The sequence below is a fragment of the Devosia sp. MDV22-iso42 genome, assembly GCF_058629155.1.
Window position 1 is genome coordinate 57421 of the sequence record NZ_JBZVWR010000007.1, and the last position, 18926, is coordinate 76346.

An 18926-nucleotide genomic window follows, 5' to 3' on the forward strand; every position below is an offset into this window, starting at 1 on the left:
TGACGATTTGAGCATTGCAATGGATCGGCGCGGGCCCCGCCTCGGATTGCACCGCGCTGCCACGACCCTGGTTGTTGCGCTGGTCGCGTTCATCGCCATCGGATCGGCCTATCTGGTCTGGAAGACCTATAGCGATACTGAAGCCAGCATCAGCAGCCAGGCCGATTCGGGGGCGCAGGTTGTGGCGGCCAGCATGGGTTGGGCCATCGAGACGGCCCACCAAGTATTGCGCCGGGTCGACAATTCCCTGGGCGAGGCGGTGATTGCCCCGCCCACCAACGGTGCCAGCGCGCTGATCGATGCCACGGCCAATCTGCCCGGGGACGTGAGGGTCTATGTCGTCAATACCGACGGCGCCACGCTGCTGACGACAGACCCTGAATTCACCCCCATCGATGTGCGCGACCGCGAATATTTTACCGCGTTGGCAGACGGCGCACCCTGGCACATTTCGTCGATGCTGATCAGCCGGCTGAACGGGGAGCAGATCTTCACGGTGAGCAAGCGCATCGAACGCAATGGCCTCTTTGCCGGCGCGGCCATTCTCTCGTTCAGCTCGGACCTGATGCAGGCGGTCTGGGAGTCGCTGGACATGGACGAGCGCTCCACCGTGGCGCTGATCCGCGACGATGGCCAGCTGATATCGCGCTATCCCCTGTCCGGTGGGCCGGTCGACCTCAGCGACCAGCCGCTGTTCACGCAGTATCTGCCGGCGCAGCCCTCGGGCACCTACCAGGGAGTGTCGCCGGTAGATGGGGTGGAGCGGGTGGTGGGCTATCGCCGGATCGAGGGTACCAACCTGATTGCCGTCGCCTCGATCAACCGGGCTGCGGCCTTTTCCGCCTTGAACCAGTCGATCCTGACCCTGCTGGCCCTGGCCATTCCGGCCGGGATCGGCCTGCTGCTGGCCGGCTACTGGGTGTTTCGCCTGCTGCAGCGGGACCGCCAGCAGCTCGAGATCGAGGCCGAGTTCGAAAGCGTGGCCGAAGCCATGCCCAACCATGTGTGGACGGCCACGCCGGACGGCGTCTTCGACTGGTTCAATTCGGAGGTCTACGGTTTTACCGGGCTCGACCACGCGGCGCTGGCGGGCAGCGGCTGGATGCAGGTCGTGCATCCGGACGACCGGGCCGGGGCAGCCAATAGCTGGCAGACGGCGCTGCAGACGGGGACGTCCTATGAAGCCGAGTTCCGCCTGCGCGGGGCGGACGGGCGCTATCGCTGGCATCTGGTCCGCGCGGTGCCGACGCGCAATGGCAAGGGCGTGGTGCAGCGCTGGATCGGTACCAATACCGATATCGACGCGCAGAAGACCTCGGCCCAGGCGCTGGCGGACAGCGAAGCGCGCTTGCGGCTGGCCATTGTGGCAGGGCAGATGGCGGTGTGGGACCTGGACACGACGACCGGTGTAATCAGTCCATCGCCGTCGCTCAACCGGCTTTATGGCTTTGCCGAAGACGCGATGCCCAGCACCGAGGATTATGTCTCGCGCTATGCGCCGGGCGAGCGCGAACGGGTCGAACAGATTCTGGCCGACACCATTGCCCGCGGCGACCGGGAGCTGGAAGTGGAAGTCCGCCATGTGTGGCCCGACGGCACGGAAAAGTGGCTGCTGATCCGGGCGCAGCTCGGCCTGCCGGACGACGCCGGCCGCACGGTGGGCGTGGTGATCGACATCACCGAGCGGCGGTCAGTGGAGGAGGCTCTCAAGCGCAGCGAGCGGCGCTTCCGCCTGTCGCAACAGGCGGCGGGCATTGCCTCGTTGGAGCTCGATATACCGAGCGGAACGGTGCTGGGATCGGACCGGTTCTGGGAGATATGGGGGCTGGAGCCGCGCGAAAGCATTCACATCAGTGCGCTCGAGGCCATCGTCGTGCCCGAGCATCAGGATGTGCGGTCGACGGCCGAGACGCGCCAGTCGGGGACCGCTGCGCCGCATGTGGAATACCGCATCAAGCGACCGGACAATGGCGAGATCCGCTGGCTGGCCCGCCATATCGAGTTCCTGCACGATGCCACGGGCAGGCCGATCAAGATGTATGGCATCATGCAGGACATCACCGACGAGAAGGCCGCCCAGGCGCGCCAGCAGATGCTCACCCATGAGCTCGAGCATCGCATCAAGAACATCCTGGCGATGGTCTCGGCAATTGCCTCACGCACGCTGCGCGACACCGATCTGGTCACGGCACGCGCCGCCTTTACCGAGCGGCTGCAGGCGCTGGCGACGGCCCATGACATCCTGACCACCACACAATGGACCGAGGCGTCGATTGCCGATGTGGTCAACGCAACCATCGTGCCACTGCCCAGCGAGCAGATCCGGGCCAGCGGTCCCAATGTGATGCTGCAACCCAAGACGGCTTTGTCGCTGGCGCTGGCGATCAACGAACTGGGTACCAATGCCCTCAAATATGGTGCGCTGTCGGTGCCGACCGGCCAGGTCGAGATCGACTGGCGGTTTGAACTGGCGGAAACAGGCGGATACACGCTGTACTGGCGCTGGGCGGAAAGTGGCGGGCCAGAGGTGATCGCGCCGACCCGGAGCGGCTTTGGCTCCTTTTTGGTGACGCGCGTCCTGGGCGGCGACTTTGGTGGCGTGGCAACGCTTGACTATCCGTCTACCGGCGTGGTCTGCGCTTTGACGGCGCCACTGGACAACAGCCAGGTAACAGGAATGCAGTCATGAGTGACGTATCGGGTGGGGTGGTTCTGGTCGTGGAAGATGAGGCGCTGCTCCTGTTTTCCATCGCCGATGATCTGCGCGAACTGGGGTTCAGCGTGCTGGAAGCCCGCAATGCCGACGAAGCCTTGGCCCGGCTGGAGGCGCATGCCGAAATAGCCGTGGTGTTTACCGATATCGACATGCCCGGTTCGATGGACGGGTTGGGGCTGACGGCCATGGTCGATCAGCGCTGGCCGGCCATGAAGGTGGTGGTGACTTCAGGCAAGAAGCTGCCCGATCGCGCCGCGATGCCCGCGGGCGTGCAGTTCCTGTCCAAGCCCTATGCGATCGAACAGGTGGTCCGCGCCATCGGCTGAGCGGTGCGACTCAGTGCTGGAAGACCACCAGGCCGGCGGCGGTGGCCATCATGACGCCGGCGGTCTTGTTGAGACGGCCCAAAGCACGCTCGCTCTTGAACATTTCGCGGGCGGCCGAGGCGAGCCAGGCATAGCCGCAGCCGATGATGAGCAGGACCGTCACCACGATGACGGTCAATTCGCCGAAGGCTACAGGGTTCATCTGGTCCAGCGGAATGACGGTGGGCAGGATGGCCAGATAGAAAACGATGGTCTTGGGATTGCCCATGGTGAGGGAGAAGCCGGCCAGGAAGGTCTTGAGCCAAGCCTCGTTCCTGGGCTTCATCTGCTCGGCGCCGGGGCGGGCGGTCCAGAACTTGTAGGCGATATAGAGCAGGTAGGCGGCACCAGCCCAGCGCACGACGACAAAGACCGGACCGAACCAGGTGGCAACGGCGGCCAGGCCGAAGACGGCAAAGACGAAATAGACCAGATCGCCGGCCAGAATGCCCAGCACCATGGGAAAGGCGCCCTTGAAGCCGCCGCCGAGGGCGCGCGCCACCACCGCCGCCACGCCCGGTCCGGGGACCAGAACGGCAATGGCATAGGCGATGGTGAAGGTCAGGAGAGTAACGGGTTCCATGGTAGACGCCTTTGCTGGTGTCGGACATTATCCCGGCGCGGCCGGCGCGGCAATTGCCGTCAGGGCAGGCGGGCCAGCCGCTCGAGCAGCAGGGCATAGAAGCCCTCGGCGTCGACATGGCGCAGGAAGTTGACGTTCCGCTCGCGGTGGGTGACGTGCCAGTAATCGGCGACGGTCATGCCGACGGTCAGCTCGCTGGCGGTCTCGATGACGACATTGCACTGGCGGCCAGCAAACAGCTCGGGACGCAGCAGCCAGGCAATGACCGTGGGATCGTGCAGGGGGGCGCCGTCCCAGCCGTATTTGACCAGGTCAAAGGTCTCGGAAAAGGTCAGCATGGCATGGGCGGCCGTGGCGCTGTTGTTGCCGATGGCCAGCATGGCACCCAGCCGTTCGGGGGTGGACTGGACCTGGTGGGTGACGTCGAGCGGCAGCATGGTGATGGGCGCACCGCAGCGCATGACGATGTCTGCGGCCTCTGGATCGACATAGATGTTGAATTCGGCGGCCGGGGTGATGTTGCCGACCTCGAAATAGGCGCCGCCCATCATGACGATCTCGGCAATGCGGGAGGCGATGGCCGGCTGCTTGATCAGCGCCATGGCGATATTGGTCAGTGGCCCCAGGGTGCACAGGGTGATCGTGCCGGGCTCGGCCGCCATCAGTGTGTCGATGATGTAGTCGACGCCGTGTTGGGGCTGCAGCTGGATCTGCGGATCGGGCAGGTCGGGGCCATCCAGGCCGGTGGCGCCATGGACGTGCTCGGCCGTTACCAGGGGGCGCCGGATGGGGCGGGAGCAGCCGGCATAGACCGGGACATCCGGCCGGCCGGCGAGTTCGACGATCTTGCGGGCATTGGTGGCATTGTGGTGCAGGCCGACATTGCCGGCCACGGCGACAATGCCCAGAACCTCAAGCTCCTCGGGCGAGGCCAGGGCCAGGAGAATGGCGACGGCGTCGTCCTGACCGGGGTCGGTGTCGATGATGATCTTGCGTGACATGGAGGGCCTTGGAGTCGGTGCCTATTGGAAGGATTTTCCGGACACTAGCGAGTCGGCTGGCTGGGGTCGACAGGGGCAACAGCGTTCCCCGCGAAATATCGCCAGGCCATTCACGAGCCGGCCGAAACGGCCGATGGGAAGCGCTGTCGCGTGGCGGCAAGCGCCAGCAGGAACGCCTGGGCCGCTGGGCGGAAGGGGGTCGGAACGGCGTAGACCCTCCATGCGCATGCGGCGCTTGACGGACCGGCGCAAGCCATAAAAGCTCCGCACCCTTATTTGGTGCGGAGTCTGTGATGGCCAGCGAGATTGTCGGGCACGGCGTGGAAGCGGCGGCCCATGGCATTGATCTGATCCCTGTGGTCGCCCTGCTGGGGGCGGCGGTGGTCGGCGTGCCGCTGTTCAAGCGGCTCGGCCTGGGTTCGGTGCTGGGCTATCTGGCAGCCGGGCTGCTGCTTGGGCCCTCGGGCGTCGGGCTGATCCGCGATCCGGAGTCGGTGCTGGCGACGGCCGAACTGGGTGTGGTGATGTTCCTGTTCATCATCGGGCTGGAGATGGAGCCCGCCCGGCTCTGGGCCCTGCGGCGGCAGATCTTTGGCCTGGGCGTCATGCAGGTGGCTGTCAGCGGCGCCCTGCTGACCGGCGTGGGCGTGCTGCTCGGCTTTGCGCCGGTGGTGGCCTTTGTCTTTGGCATGGGGTTCGTGCTGACATCGACCGCCATCGTCATGCAGATCCTGGGGGAGCGGGGTGAGCTGACCAGCCCGAGCGGGCAGCGCATGGTGTCCATCCTGCTGCTCGAAGACCTGGCCATCGTGCCCCTGCTGGCGGTGGTGGCCCTGCTGGCGCCGGCCGCCGGGCCCGAGGTCGGCCTGTTCGGCCGCGTGCTGGCGGTGGCTGTGCCAATCGGCGTGGTGGCGCTGCTGATCGTGGCAGGCCAGCGCATCATGAACCCGCTGTTTGCCCTACTGGCCTCGTCCAAGCAGCGCGAGGTGATGACGGCGGCGGCCCTGCTGGTGGTGCTGGGGGCGGCGCTGTTGTTCCAGGCGGTGGGCCTGTCGATGGCGATGGGGGCGTTTCTGGCCGGCGTGCTGCTGTCGACCTCCACCTTCAGGCGCCAGCTGGAAGTCGATGTCGAGCCGTTCCGCGCCATCCTGCTCGGACTGTTTTTCCTCGCCGTCGGCATGTCGCTCGATCTTGGCACCGTGGGAGGCAACTGGCAGATCATCGCGACGAGCGTGGTGGCCTATATGGTTGTCAAGGCGGCGGCGATCTACGTCATCGCGCGGCTGCTGAAATCGGACCATCACGAGGCGCTGGAGCGCGCCGTGCTGATGGGGCAGGGCGGCGAATTCGCTTTTGTGCTCTATACCACGGCGGCGACGGCCGGGCTGATCGACGGGCCGACCAATGCGATCTTCACCGCGACGGTGATCCTGTCCATGGTGCTGACGCCGCTGCTGATTATCGGCCTGCGCCTGCTCACGCCCAAGCGGGTGCAATCGATGGACGGGGTCGAAGAAGCCAACGGCCTGAGCGAGCGGATCCTGGTGATCGGCTTTGGCCGTTTCGGCCAGATTGCTACCCAGACCCTGTTGGGGCAGGGACACCGCCTCTCGATCATCGACAATGATACCGACATGATCCGGGTTGCCGCGCAGTTCGGCTTCAAGATCTATTATGGCGACGGCACGCGCCTCGATATGCTGCGGGCGGCCGGGGCAGCCAATGTCGACCTGGTGCTGATCTGCGTCAATGACAAGGCGGCAGCGACGCAGATTGCGGAGCTGTTCCGCGACGAGTTTCCGCTGGTCAAGGTCATGGCGCGGGCCTTTGACCGGGTGCATGCCATCGAACTGGTCAAGGCCGGGGTGGATTTCCAGCTGCGCGAGCTGTTCGAGTCCGCCGTGGTGTTCGGCGCCCAGGCGATCCGGACGCTGGGGGCGACGGAAGACGAGATCGAAGCAGTGGTCGAGGGCGTGCGCGAACGCGACCGCCTGCGGTTCAAGGCGCAGCTGTTCGACGATGTCAGTGCGATCGATGCGGCGCAGAGACTGCTGCTCAAAAATGCCGCGGAGCAGGCGCGCGAAGGCGGCGTGGATATCGATGCGGACAGCGTTGCAGCTGCGGTCAGCAAGATCGGCCGGCCGGCTTAACCAGGCCACCATGTTCGACCCCGGGGGGCTTTCGTCTGCCGAGATTAAGTGCCACAGTGAGGTGTCTGAGGGGACCTCATCGTCATGAAATCTGGATTGCGACATGCCGCAACAGCCGATCGTTTACGACGCCCCCACCCCGGAGCCACGCGCCACAACCGCTGAGGCCATTCAGGCTGAGATCCTCGCCCGACTGATCTATTCGGTGGGCAAGGACCCCATTGTCGCCCGGCCGCATGACTGGCTGGCGGCCACGATCATGACGGTGCGCGACCGGGTGATGGACCGCTGGATGGAGTCGTCGCGCGAGACGTGGCGGACCTCGCACAAGCGGGTCTACTATCTCAGCCTCGAGTTCCTGATCGGCCGACTGATGCGCGACGCCATGAGCAATGTCGGGCTGATGGAGCCGGTGCGGCAAGCGCTGAAGAACCTCAAGGTCGATCTCGGCGACCTCATCGACCTCGAGCCCGATGCGGCGCTGGGCAATGGCGGGCTCGGCCGGCTGGCGGCGTGTTTTCTTGAATCCATGTCGACGGTGAAGATTCCGGCCTATGGCTATGGCATCCGCTATGTGCATGGCCTGTTTCGCCAGGAAATGAGCGAAGGCTGGCAGGTGGAACTGCCCGAGGACTGGCTGGCGCATGGCAATCCGTGGGAGTTCGAACGGCGCGAAAGCGCCTATGAAGTCGGCTTTGGCGGCCATGTCGAACCGGTGACCGATGCCGATGGCGAGGTGCGGCAGGAATGGCACCCCAACGATCATCTGCTGGCAGTGGCTTTCGATACGCCGATCGTGGGCTGGCGCGGCGCCCGGGTGAACACGCTGCGACTGTGGAGCGCGCAGCCGATCGATCCGATCCTGCTCGACAAGTTCAATGCCGGCGACCATATCGGCGCGCTCGAAGAGAGCGCCAAGGCGGAGGCCATTACCCGCGTGCTGTACCCGGCGGATTCGACGGCGGCCGGCCAGGAATTGCGGCTGCGGCAGGAGTTCTTCTTCTCGTCGGCTTCGCTGCAGGACATCGTGCGCCGGCATCTGCAGCAATATGGCGATCTGGGCTCGCTGCCCGACAAGGTCGCCATCCAGCTCAACGACACCCATCCGGCCATCTCGATCTGCGAGCTGATGCGCATCCTGATGGACGACAATGGGCTGAAATGGGCGGAAGCCTGGAAACTGACCAAGGGCACGTTTGGTTATACCAACCACACCCTGCTGCCCGAGGCGCTGGAAAGCTGGCCGGTGGCGCTGCTGGAGCGACTGCTGCCGCGGCACATGCAGATCGTCTACCAGATCAATGCCGAAGTGCTGACCGATGCGCGCGGGCGCGCAAAGTTCACCGAGGCGCAGATCGCCAATGTCTCGCTGATCGACGAAAATGGCGGCCGCCGCGTGCGCATGGGGCAACTGGCCTTTGTGGGGTCGCACTCGATCAATGGCGTGTCGGCGCTGCATACCGAACTGATGAAGCAGACGGTATTCTCGGACCTGCACAAGCTCTATCCGGACCGCATCAACAACAAGACCAATGGCATTACGCCACGGCGCTGGCTGATGCAGTGCAATCCGGGGCTGACCCAGCTGGTGAGCGACACGATCGGGGCCGAATTCCTCGACGATATCGACCTGCTCAAAGGCCTGGACGCCTATGCCGACGATCCCGGCTTTCAGGGCAAGTTTGCCGCGGTGAAGCTGGAAAACAAGCAGCGGCTGGCCAAGCTGATCAAGGATCGGCTGGGGATCAAGGTCTCGCCCGATGCCATGTTCGACGTGCACATCAAGCGCATCCATGAATACAAGCGCCAGTTACTCAATATTATCCAAGCCGTTGCCTTGTATGATGAAATTCGCGCCCATCCGGAACGCGACTGGGTTCCGCGCGTTAAGATTTTCGCGGGCAAGGCGGCGCCGAGCTACTGGAACGCCAAGCTCATCATCAAGCTCATCAACGATGTGGCCAAGGTGATCAACAATGATCCGGCGGTACGCGGCCTGCTCAAGGTGGTGTTCCTGCCCAACTACAATGTGAGCCTTGCCGAGGTCATCGTACCGGCTGCCGATCTGAGTGAACAGATTTCGACGGCCGGCATGGAAGCCTCGGGCACGGGCAATATGAAATTCATGGCCAATGGTGCCATCACCATCGGCACCATGGATGGCGCCAATGTTGAAATGCACAAGGAAGTGGGCGCGGACAATATCGTGATCTTCGGGCTGACCACGGCAGAGGTTGACGCCATGCGGGCCGAGAATGCAGCGCCGCGCGAAGCGATCGAGGCATCGCCGCGGCTGCATGAAGCGCTCGAAGCCATCGCGACGGGTGTGTTCTCCCCGGACGATCCGAACCGCTATCGCGACCTGATCAGCGGTGTCTATGATCATGACTGGTTCATGGTGGCGCGCGATTTTGATGCCTATGCCAAGGCGCAGGCCGAGGTGGACGACATCTGGCAGGACAAGAAACGCTGGACCGCCATGGCGATCCGCAACACGGCCCGGGTAGGGTTCTTCTCGTCCGACCGGACCATCAGGCAATATGCCCGGGAAATCTGGGGTGTGTCCGTGCCCGAGAAGTGACAGTTGGCAGCAGGCACAACTGGCGCTCAAGACCAGGCCTGCTGAGTTTATGATTTTTGACGGGGCCGCCGAATGATCGGCGGGCCGGCGTCCGGGGAGTAGCGCGTGATCAAGGAAGACTGGCAGGCCGAAATTGGCGAAGTCGAAGCCGTCATCAGCGGCCAGCACCCCAATCCCTTCGGATTTCTGGGCCTTCAGGAGGTCGCCGGGCAGTGGGTGCTGCGCGCCTTCGTGCCCCATGCAGAGCTGCTGAGCGCCTTCACCCTGGACGGCACGCCGCTGGGCCACCTGATCCCGCGCCATGCCGCCGGGTTTTTTGAAGGCAAGGTGACGATCAGCCAGCGCCAGCCGATCCGCTATCGCGCCAAGAATGCCGGCGGCGAATGGGACGTCTATGACGCCTATTCGTTCGGGCCGGTGCTCGGGCCAATGGATGATTACTATATGGGCGAGGGCAGCCATCTGCGGCTGTTCGACAAGCTCGGTGCCCATGAGATGGAATTCGAGGGCATCCATGGCACGCATTTTGCGGTCTGGGCGCCCAATGCGCGGCGCGTCAGCGTGGTGGGGCCGTTCAATGAGTGGGATGGCCGTCGCCACCCGATGCGCAACCGCTTCGAGAACGGCATCTGGGAAGTGTTTATCCCGGTGCTGGGCACGGGCACGCTGTACAAGTTCGAGATCGTCGGCGCCGATGGCGTGACGCAGCCGCTCAAGGCAGATCCATTCGCGCGGCAGTCGGAAATGCGGCCCAAGACCGCCTCGGTGGTGCCCGACCCGACGCCGTTCAGCTGGACGGACGAGAAATATATCGCAGAGCGCGCGACGCGCGACTGGCGCCGCACGCCGATGTCGATCTACGAGGTGCATCTGGGCAGCTGGCGCAAGCGGCCCGATGGCGGCTTCCTGAGCTATGACCAGCTGGCCGAGCAGCTGGTGCCCTATGCGGCGGACATGGGCTATACCCATATCGAGCTGATGCCGATCTCCGAGCATCCCTATGATCCGAGCTGGGGCTATCAGCCGACCGGGCTTTACGCCCCGACGGCACGGTTCGGCGATCCGGCCGGATTTGCCCGTTTCGTCGATGCCGCGCATGAGGCCGGTCTGGGCATTATCCTTGACTGGGTGCCGGCGCATTTTCCGACAGATGCGCATGGACTGGCGCATTTCGACGGCACGGCGCTCTATGAGCATGCCGATCCGCGGCAGGGTTTTCACCCCGACTGGAACACGGCAATCTACAATTTCGGGCGCAAGGAAGTGGTCAGCTTCCTCGTCAACAATGCGCTCTACTGGCTGGAGAAATTCCACATCGACGGCCTGCGCGTGGATGCCGTGGCGTCCATGCTCTATCTCGACTATTCGCGCCAGCAGGGCGAGTGGATCCCCAACAAGCTGGGGGGCAACCAGAACCTTGAAGCGGTCGAGTTCGTGCGAAGGGTCAATACCGAGGCCTATCGGCTGCATCCGGGCACCTTCATGATCGCCGAGGAATCCACCTCCTGGCCGGGCGTCAGCAAGCCGGTCGATACCGGCGGGCTGGGCTTCGGGTTCAAGTGGAACATGGGCTTCATGAACGACACGCTGCGGTTCATGAGCCGCGAGGCGATCCACCGGCGCTACCATCACAACGATATGACCTTCGGTACGGTCTATGCGTTTTCGGAAAACTTCGTGCTGCCGCTGAGCCATGACGAAGTAGTGCATGGCAAGGGCTCGCTGCTGGAGAAAATGCCGGGCGATGACTGGCAGAAATTTGCCAATCTGCGCGCCTATTACGCCTTCATGTGGGGGCATCCGGGCAAGAAGCTGCTGTTCATGGGGCAGGAGTTCGCGCAGCGCGACGAATGGGCCGATGCCAAGTCGCTGGACTGGTATCTGCTGGACGCCAGCATGCATGAGGGCGTGCGGCGCCTGGTGGCCGACCTGAACCTGGCCTATCGCGAATTGCCGGCCCTGCATGAGCGCGACTGTGAGCCGGAAGGATTTGAATGGGTGATCGGGAACGATCACGCGAATTCGGTGTTTGCATGGTTGCGCAAGGCCCCGGGCAGCGATCCGATCCTGGTGGTTTCCAATTTCACGCCCGTGCCCCGCTCGGGGTACAAGATCCCGATGCCAATGGCGGGAAAATGGGTGGAACGGATCAACACGGATGCCGGCTGGTATGCGGGCTCCAATACGGGAAACCAGGGTGCAGTGGAGGCTTATGCCGTTGAAGGCCAGCATTGGCCGGCCGAGGCCGAGCTCTACCTGCCACCCCTGTCGACCCTGTTTCTGAAATTCGAACCAGCGTGAGCTGATTGAGATACGGCCCGGACAACGGGCGCTAGTGGAGGGATAGACGAATGGCAGACTACAGGGCACCATCACCACTGGCTCGCGAGGCCATGGCTTATGTGCTGGCCGGCGGCCGCGGCACGCGACTGATGGAACTCACGGACCGGCGCGCCAAGCCGGCAGTGTATTTCGGCGGCAAATCGCGCATCATCGACTTTGCCCTCAGCAATGCCATCAATTCGGGCATTCGCCGCATTTCCGTGGCCACCCAGTACCAGGCGCACAGCCTGATCCGGCACATGTCGCGCGGCTGGAACTTCCTGCGGCCCGAGCGCAACGAGAGCTTTGACGTGCTGCCGGCGAGCCAGCGGGTGCGCGAGGACATGTGGTATGCCGGCACGGCAGACGCGGTCTACCAGAACATGGACATCATCGAGGATTCGGGCGCGCGCTACATCGTCATCCTGGCGGGCGACCACATCTACAAGATGGACTACGAAATCATGCTGCGCCAGCATGTCGATACCGGCGCCGATGTGACCATCGGGTGCCTGGAAGTGCCGCGCATGGAAGCCACCGGCTTCGGCGTCATGCATGTGGACGGGCGCGACCGGGTGGTCGAATTCGTGGAAAAGCCCAAGGATCCGCCGGGCATTCCCGACAAGCCGGACATGGCGCTGGCCTCGATGGGCATCTATGTGTTCGAGACGCGCTTCCTGATGGAGCAGCTGCGGCGCGATGCGGCGACCGAGGGGTCCAACCGCGATTTCGGCAAGGACATCATTCCCTATATCGTCAAGAACGGCACGGCCTGGGCGCATCGCTTCCCGCGCTCCTGCGTCCGTTCGAGCAATGAAGAGGTCAGCTACTGGCGCGACGTCGGCACGATCGATGCCTATTGGAAGGCGTCGATCGACCTCACCGACATCAAGCCGCAGCTCGATCTCTATGACCGCGACTGGCCGATCTGGACCTATGCCGAGATCACGCCGCCCGCCAAATTCGTGCATGATTTCGACGGCCGGCGCGGCTCGGCGGTGAATTCGCTGGTCTCGGGCGACTGCATCGTATCGGGTGGTCATCTCAACCGTACCCTGCTGTCGACGGGCTCGCGCGTGCATTCCTATTCGGTGCTTGAGGAAGCGGTGGTGCTGCCGCATTGCGACATCGGCCGGAACGTGCGGCTCAAGAAGGTCGTGGTTGACCGCGGGGTCAATATTCCCGAGGGGCTGGTAGTGGGCGAGGATCCAGAATTCGACGCCAAGTGGTTCCGCCGCAGCGACGAGGGCGTGACGCTGATCACCCAGACAATGGTCAACAAATATCTGGCGGGACGATGATCGAAGTTCTCTCGGTTGCCTCCGAGGTCTATCCGCTGATCAAGACAGGGGGGCTCGCCGATGTGGCGGGCGCCCTGCCGGCGACGCTGCATACGCATGGCGTGACCATGCGGACGCTGGTGCCGGGCTATCCATCGGTAATGGCCAAGCTGGGCGGCGGGCGGGTCGTCAAGGAGCTGGACGACCTGTTCGGGGTGTCGGCCAAGCTGATCGCGGCCCGGGTCGAAGGGCTGGACGTCATCGTCATCGATGCGCCGGCCCTCTATGACCGGCCGGGCAATCCCTATGTGAGCCCGGATGGCTGGGACTGGCCGGACAACTGGAAGCGCTTTGCCGCCCTGGGCTGGGTGGCGGCTGAACTGGCCATGGGCCTGGTCGAGGGTTATAACCCGCAGGTCCTGCACTGCCATGACTGGCAGGCCGGGCTCGCGCCCGCCTATATCAAGTTCGGCCCGCGGCCGGACATCAAGACGGTGATGACGATCCACAATATCGCCTTCAAGGGCTTTTTCAGCGCCGATATCTTCGGCCAGCTGCGCCTGCCGCCGCAGGCCTTCCAGGTCGGCGGTGTCGAATATTATGGCGGGGTGTCGTTTCTCAAATCCGGCATGGAATGCGCCGATTTCGTCACCACGGTCAGCCCCAATTACGCCGATGAAATCCGCACGCCCGAATTCGGCATGGGCCTGGAAGGCCTGCTGAATGGAAGGGCCGACACGGTCGTCGGCATCCTCAATGGCATCGACACGACGGCTTGGGATCCGACCACCGACGCGGATCTGGTGCAGAAATTCTCGGCCAATACGCTCAACCTGCGGCAGGCCAACAAGCTGGCGCTGGTGGAAAAGTTCGGCCTCGATGGCGATGATGGCCCGCTGTTCTGCGTGGTAAGCCGACTGACCGACCAGAAGGGCATGGATCTGCTGCTGCAGGTGGTGGACGGCCTGGTCGACCTGGGCGCGCGGCTGGTGGTGCTGGGCTCGGGCGAGGCCTATCTCGAGGACGGGTTCCGGCGGCAGAGCGCGCTGCATCCGGGCAAGGTCGCCATTGCCAATGGCTATAATGAAGCGCTCAGCCACCTGATGCAGGGCGGCGCCGACGCTATCCTCATCCCCTCGCGGTTCGAGCCCTGCGGGCTGACCCAGCTCTATGCACTGCGCTACGGCTGCGTGCCGGTGGTCAGCCGGATCGGTGGACTGGCCGATACCGTCATCAATGCCAATCCGGCGGCCATGGCCGCCGAGGTGGCGACGGGCGTGGTGTTCGAACCCAACAGCGCCCAGGCGCTCTATGACGCCATCCGCAAGACGGTGGCGCTCTATCATGACAGTAAGGCATGGAAGCGCCTGCAGCGGCGCGGCATGAAGTCGGACGTATCATGGGATGCCAGCGCCGTGCGCTATGCGGACCTCTATGCCAGCATTACCGGACTCAAGAGCGATGATGATCCAGACCGTTAAGACTACGCCCTTTGGCGACCAGAAGCCCGGCACGTCCGGCCTGCGCAAGCGGGTGACGGTCTATCAGCAGCCGCATTATGTCGAAAACTACCTGCAGGCGATCTTTGACAGCCTGGAGGGGTTTGAAGGGCAGACGCTGGTGATCGGCGGCGATGGACGCTTCTACAATGACGTCGCCATCCAGACGGCCATCCGCATGGCGGCGGCCAATGGTTTCGGCAAGGTGATGGTGGGCCAGAACGGGCTGCTGTCGACGCCGGCGGCCAGCCATGTGATCCGCCACTATCAGGCCTTTGGCGGCCTGGTGCTGTCGGCTAGCCACAATCCGGGCGGGCCGGACGGCGATTTCGGCATCAAGTACAATATAGGCAATGGCGGGCCGGCGCCGGAAAAGATCACCGATGCCGTCTATGACCGCAGCAAGGTGATCGACAGCTACAAGACCGTGGATGCGCCCGACATCGACCTGGCTGCGATCGGCACGCAGACCGTGGCCGACATGGTGGTCGAGGTCATCGACCCGGTGACCGATTATACGGCGCTGATGGAGACGCTGTTCGATTTCGGCGCCATCAAGGCGCTGTTTGCGGGCGGCTTCACGATGACCTTCGATGCGATGAACGCCATTACCGGGCCTTATGCGCACAAGATCTTCGAGGACATTCTGGGGGCGCCCAAGGGCACGGTGGTCAACGGCACGCCCTCGCCTACGTTCAACAACGGGCATCCCGATCCGAACCTGGTCTACTGCAAGGACATGTTCGATCTGCTGATGACTCCGGAGGGACCGGACTTCGGGGCGGCCTCGGATGGCGATGGCGACCGCAACCTGATCATCGGCAAGAATCGCTTCGTGACGCCCTCGGACTCGCTGGCGCTGCTGGCGGCCAATGCTCATCTGGCGCCGGGCTATCGCGACGGCATTGCCGGCATTGCCCGCTCGATGCCGACCAGCGCCGCAGCCGACCGCGTGGCAGAAAAACTCGGCATCGAGATGCACGAGACGCCGACGGGCTGGAAGTTCTTCGGCAATCTGCTCGATGCGGGCCGGGTGACGATTTGCGGCGAGGAAAGCGCGGGCACTGGCTCGAACCATGTGCGCGAAAAGGATGGCCTCTGGGCCGTGCTGCTGTGGCTCAACATCATCGCCGTGCGCCAGCAGAGCGTGGACGAGATCGTGCGGGCGCACTGGGCGACCTATGGCCGCAATTACTATACGCGACATGACTATGAAGAGGTGGACGCCACCATTGCGGGCAAGCTGATGGACGATGTTCGCGCCAAGCTGCCAGGCCTTGTCGGGCAGATTTTCGGCGAGGACCTACAGGTCGCCTATGCCGACGATTTCAAGTATCACGATCCGGTCGATGGTTCGACCAGTGCCAAGCAGGGCATTCGCATCGGCTTTGCCGATGGTTCTCGAATAGTGCTGCGGCTTTCTGGAACCGGTACGGTCGGCGCCACGTTGCGGGTCTATCTCGAACGCTATGAGGCAGCTGATGGACGACACGATCTCGACACCCAACACGCTCTTGACCCCCTCGTCGGACTCACCGAACAGCTTGCCGGGATCAAGCAGCGCACCGGTCGCCGGGAACCCAGCGTCATCACCTGAAATCGGATTCAACATGAAACCCACGCTGGTCCCCAATGGGGGCAGTATCGCCCAGCTCGGCGCCACTCTCACCGAGCAGGGCGTCAATTTTGCCGTCTATTCGGAGACGGCCACCAATATCTGGGTCTCGATCTTCGACGAGCAGGACCACGAAACCGACCGCTTCGAGCTCGACGTGCACCAGGACCACATCCGTGCGGGTCTGGTCGCCGGACTGGGCGCCGGCACGCGCTATGGCCTGCGGGCCGATGGCGAATACAATCCCGACCAGGGGCTGTTCTTTGACCCCATGAAGCTGCTGGTCGACCCCTATGCCAAGCGGCTCGACCGGGTCTTCGTGCGCTCGCCGCGGCTGCGGCTGGATCGCAGCGAGGCGGTCGATACCGCACCGCTGATCCCCAAGGCGATCGTGGGCGACATGGGCAATGAGAATATCCTGCCGCGCAAGAAGGCGCCGGGCATGTTCTACGAGATGAATGTGCGCGGCTATACGATGCGCCACCCCAGCGTGCAGGGGCCGCTGCGCGGCACCATCGCGGCACTGACCACGCAGCGCGTCATCGATCACCTGAAATATATCGGGGTCGACACGCTGCAGCTGATGCCCACCGCCGCCTGGATCGACGAGGGGCATCTTCCCGTGCTCGGCCTCACCAATGCCTGGGGCTACAATCCGGTGACCTATTCGGCCATCGACCCGCGGCTGGCGCCGCGCGGCCCGCAGGAACTGCGGAACATGACCGATCTCTACCGCAAGAACGGCATCTCGGTGATCCTGGACGTGGTCTACAACCATACCGGGGAAAGCGATGCCAATGGGCCGATGCTCAGCCTGATGGGGCTCGATGCCAAGACCTATTACCGCTTCGTGGAAGCCGACGGCAAGCAGCACCTGGTCAATGATACCGGCACCGGCAATACGCTGCGCTGCGACCATCCGGCGACGCAGCGCCTGGTGATCGACAGCCTGCGCTACTGGGTCGAGGAAATGGGCGTGTCGGGGTTCCGGTTCGACCTGGCGACCGTGCTGGCGCGCGATCCAGGCTTCAATCCCGAGGCCGAGATGCTGCAAAAGATCAAGGCCGACCCCGTGCTGAGCCAGTGTATCCTGGTGGCAGAGCCCTGGGATCCAGGTCCGGGCGGCTATGCGCTCGGCCAGTTCGGCAAGGAATTCAAGGAACACAACGACACCTATCGCGACGAAATTCGCGAGTTCTGGCGCGGCGAGGATGGCAAGCTGGGCGCGCTGGCCGGCAAGGTGGCCGGCTCTGCGGAAATCTTCAATTTCGCCGGCCGCAAGCCCAGCCATGGAGTCAATATGCTGGCGGTGCATGACGGGTTCACCTTGCGCGACCTGGTCAGCTATATCGACAAGCATAACGAGGCCAATGGCGAGGAAAACCGCGACGGCCACAGTCATAATGCCTCGTGGAACTGCGGTGTGGAAGGCGAGACCGACGACGAGGCGATCATTGCCGCGCGCAAGCGCGACGTGCGCGCCATGCTGGCAACGCTGTTCGTATCGCGTGGCGTGCCGCTGTTGCAGCAGGGCGACGAGATGTATCGCACCCAGCAGGGCAACAACAACGCCTATGCCCAGGACAATGAAATCACCTGGCTGGACTGGGAACATGGCGATGGCGACCTGGTGGATTTCGTCGCCGCGATGAGCAAGTTCCGTAAGGAACACTCGGCCCTGACGCATGACCATTTCCTCACCGGCCAGGAGAAGAACGGCGTGCGCGATGTGGTCTGGCTGCATCCGGACGGGCGCGAAATGAATGAGGGCGACTGGGGCGCTTCGGGCGGGTCCGTGCTGGGCATGCACTTGCGCAACAAGGAAGACGAAGTGCTCGTCTGGTTCAACCGGCGTGCCGAACCCGTTGTGGCACATCTGCCCGAAGGCGGCTGGACGGTTGGCGTCGAATCCGACAATACCGCCGCGGTGGCGATCGCCGAGGGTACGGCGACGCTGACGCCGCGGTCGGTGGTAGCCCTGGTGCGATCGACGGACAGTGAATGATTGTTGCCCAGCTCAGCGATATCCATGCTGACGGTTCCGCTGAGCGACTGCAGCGGCTTGACCAGGTCCTGGCCTGGCTCAGGCCGATGCGTCCGGACGCGATCATCGTCAGCGGCGATCTGGCGGAGTTTGAACACGCTGACAGTTATGCCGCGGTCGCCGACCGCCTCGACAGCACTGGCTCGCCCTTCTACGTGGTACCCGGCAATGTCGATGACCATCGCGCGATGGGACGGGTGTTCGACGCACAGATGGGCTGGAGCGACCAGCGCCCGCTAAACTGTGTCGGGCCGGTCGGCACCGACCTTCGGGTGATCGGCCTGGACGTCACCGTGGCCGGCGCCCATCACGGCGATGCGGCGCCGGTGCTCGACTGGCTGGCGGCAACGCTCGACCAAGAGGGCCCGCCGGCCCTGATCTTTCAGCACCAGCATCCGTTCCTGTGCGGCATCGACGACAAGGATCGCAATATCTGCCGCAATGGCGACCGGCTGGCGCAGGTGATCATGACCGCCCGCAACCCGGTGCTGGGATTGACATGCGGGCATGTGCACCGGCCGATGTTCACCCGCTTTGCCGAGCGTGCCGCGACCATGGCGCCGTCCGTCACCCGCGCCAACCGGCTGCGGCTGGACGGGCGCGAGCCCGCGATCAGCGATCCGCCAGGACTATTGCTGCATCATCTGCACGAGGGGCGGCTGGTCAGCCATGTGGTGATGGTCGGCAGCTGAACGCCGCCGAAACCGTCCGGCAGACTATTCAGCCGCCTGGCCATTCGAGCACAGCTCTCATGGCCTTCTCAGCTAAAA

12 protein-coding genes are annotated in these 18926 nt (G+C 63.8%); 10 read left to right on the plus strand and 2 right to left on the minus strand.

The window, feature by feature from the left end:
* The first annotated feature begins 7 nt into the window (after positions 1-7).
* Positions 8-2689 (plus strand): PAS domain-containing protein, encoded by a 2682-nt coding sequence (locus AC4NN3_RS07765; RefSeq protein ID WP_491926531.1) that lies wholly within the window; start codon positions 8-10, stop codon positions 2687-2689.
* On the plus strand, positions 2686-3042 hold the full coding sequence (locus tag AC4NN3_RS07770; RefSeq protein WP_491926532.1) for a response regulator: 357 nt from the start codon (positions 2686-2688) through the stop codon (positions 3040-3042). The genes AC4NN3_RS07765 and AC4NN3_RS07770 overlap by 4 nt, the downstream gene beginning before the upstream one ends.
* Positions 3043-3052: 10 nt before the next feature.
* On the opposite strand, the gene AC4NN3_RS07775 is transcribed toward AC4NN3_RS07770, so the two are convergent.
* Both AC4NN3_RS07775 and AC4NN3_RS07780 read right to left on the minus strand, forming a co-directional pair.
* Complete coding sequence (locus AC4NN3_RS07775) at positions 3053-3664, minus strand: LysE family translocator (RefSeq protein ID WP_491926533.1); 612 nt, start codon at positions 3662-3664, stop codon at positions 3053-3055.
* 59 nt (positions 3665-3723) lie between these two features.
* Complete coding sequence (locus tag AC4NN3_RS07780; protein ID WP_491926534.1) at positions 3724-4665, minus strand: nucleoside hydrolase; 942 nt, start codon at positions 4663-4665, stop codon at positions 3724-3726.
* A gap of 293 nt (positions 4666-4958) precedes the next feature.
* On the opposite strand from AC4NN3_RS07780, the gene AC4NN3_RS07785 reads away from it, so the two are divergent.
* From AC4NN3_RS07785 to AC4NN3_RS07820, 8 genes are all read left to right on the plus strand, one after another.
* Positions 4959-6815 carry a monovalent cation:proton antiporter-2 (CPA2) family protein gene (locus tag AC4NN3_RS07785; protein WP_491926535.1) on the plus strand — a complete coding sequence of 619 codons (1857 nt, stop codon included), beginning with the start codon at positions 4959-4961 and terminating at the stop codon, positions 6813-6815.
* A gap of 103 nt (positions 6816-6918) precedes the next feature.
* A complete protein-coding gene (locus AC4NN3_RS07790) occupies positions 6919-9396 on the plus strand; it encodes a glycogen/starch/alpha-glucan phosphorylase (RefSeq protein ID WP_491926536.1) in 2478 nt (825 codons plus the stop codon).
* Positions 9397-9501: 105 nt separating this feature from the next.
* The gene (gene glgB / locus AC4NN3_RS07795) at positions 9502-11697 is read left to right on the plus strand and encodes a 1,4-alpha-glucan branching protein GlgB (protein WP_491926537.1); all 2196 of its coding nucleotides are present in this window, start codon (positions 9502-9504) and stop codon (positions 11695-11697) included.
* Positions 11698-11747: 50 nt separating this feature from the next.
* On the plus strand, positions 11748-13019 hold the full coding sequence (glgC, locus tag AC4NN3_RS07800) for a glucose-1-phosphate adenylyltransferase (protein WP_491926538.1): 1272 nt from the start codon (positions 11748-11750) through the stop codon (positions 13017-13019).
* A complete protein-coding gene (glgA, locus tag AC4NN3_RS07805; RefSeq protein WP_491926914.1) occupies positions 13019-14479 on the plus strand; it encodes a glycogen synthase GlgA in 1461 nt (486 codons plus the stop codon). Before glgC ends, glgA begins: the two co-directional genes overlap by 1 nt.
* Complete coding sequence (locus AC4NN3_RS07810) at positions 14463-16094, plus strand: alpha-D-glucose phosphate-specific phosphoglucomutase (protein WP_491926539.1); 1632 nt, start codon at positions 14463-14465, stop codon at positions 16092-16094. The genes glgA and AC4NN3_RS07810 overlap by 17 nt, the downstream gene beginning before the upstream one ends.
* A 13-nt stretch (positions 16095-16107) precedes the next feature.
* Entirely contained in the window at positions 16108-18117 is a 2010-nt protein-coding gene (glgX, locus tag AC4NN3_RS07815) for a glycogen debranching protein GlgX (protein ID WP_491926540.1), read from the plus strand.
* Positions 18114-18848: a metallophosphoesterase gene (locus tag AC4NN3_RS07820; protein ID WP_491926541.1), complete on the plus strand. Its 735-nt coding sequence runs from the start codon at positions 18114-18116 to the stop codon at positions 18846-18848. Before glgX ends, AC4NN3_RS07820 begins: the two co-directional genes overlap by 4 nt.
* Positions 18849-18926: the final 78 nt, after the last annotated feature.

Coding starts and splice junctions, on each gene's coding strand:
- AC4NN3_RS07770 (WP_491926532.1), top strand. CDS start 2,686: ATGAGTGACGTATCGGGTGGGGTGGTTCTGGTCGTGGAAGATGAGGCG.
- AC4NN3_RS07780 (WP_491926534.1), bottom strand. CDS start 4,665: ATGTCACGCAAGATCATCATCGACACCGACCCCGGTCAGGACGACGCC.
- AC4NN3_RS07810 (WP_491926539.1), top strand. CDS start 14,463: ATGATCCAGACCGTTAAGACTACGCCCTTTGGCGACCAGAAGCCCGGC.
- AC4NN3_RS07775 (WP_491926533.1), bottom strand. CDS start 3,664: ATGGAACCCGTTACTCTCCTGACCTTCACCATCGCCTATGCCATTGCC.
- AC4NN3_RS07785 (WP_491926535.1), top strand. CDS start 4,959: ATGGCCAGCGAGATTGTCGGGCACGGCGTGGAAGCGGCGGCCCATGGC.
- AC4NN3_RS07820 (WP_491926541.1), top strand. CDS start 18,114: ATGATTGTTGCCCAGCTCAGCGATATCCATGCTGACGGTTCCGCTGAG.
- AC4NN3_RS07790 (WP_491926536.1), top strand. CDS start 6,919: ATGCCGCAACAGCCGATCGTTTACGACGCCCCCACCCCGGAGCCACGC.
- glgX (WP_491926540.1), top strand. CDS start 16,108: ATGAAACCCACGCTGGTCCCCAATGGGGGCAGTATCGCCCAGCTCGGC.
- glgC (WP_491926538.1), top strand. CDS start 11,748: ATGGCAGACTACAGGGCACCATCACCACTGGCTCGCGAGGCCATGGCT.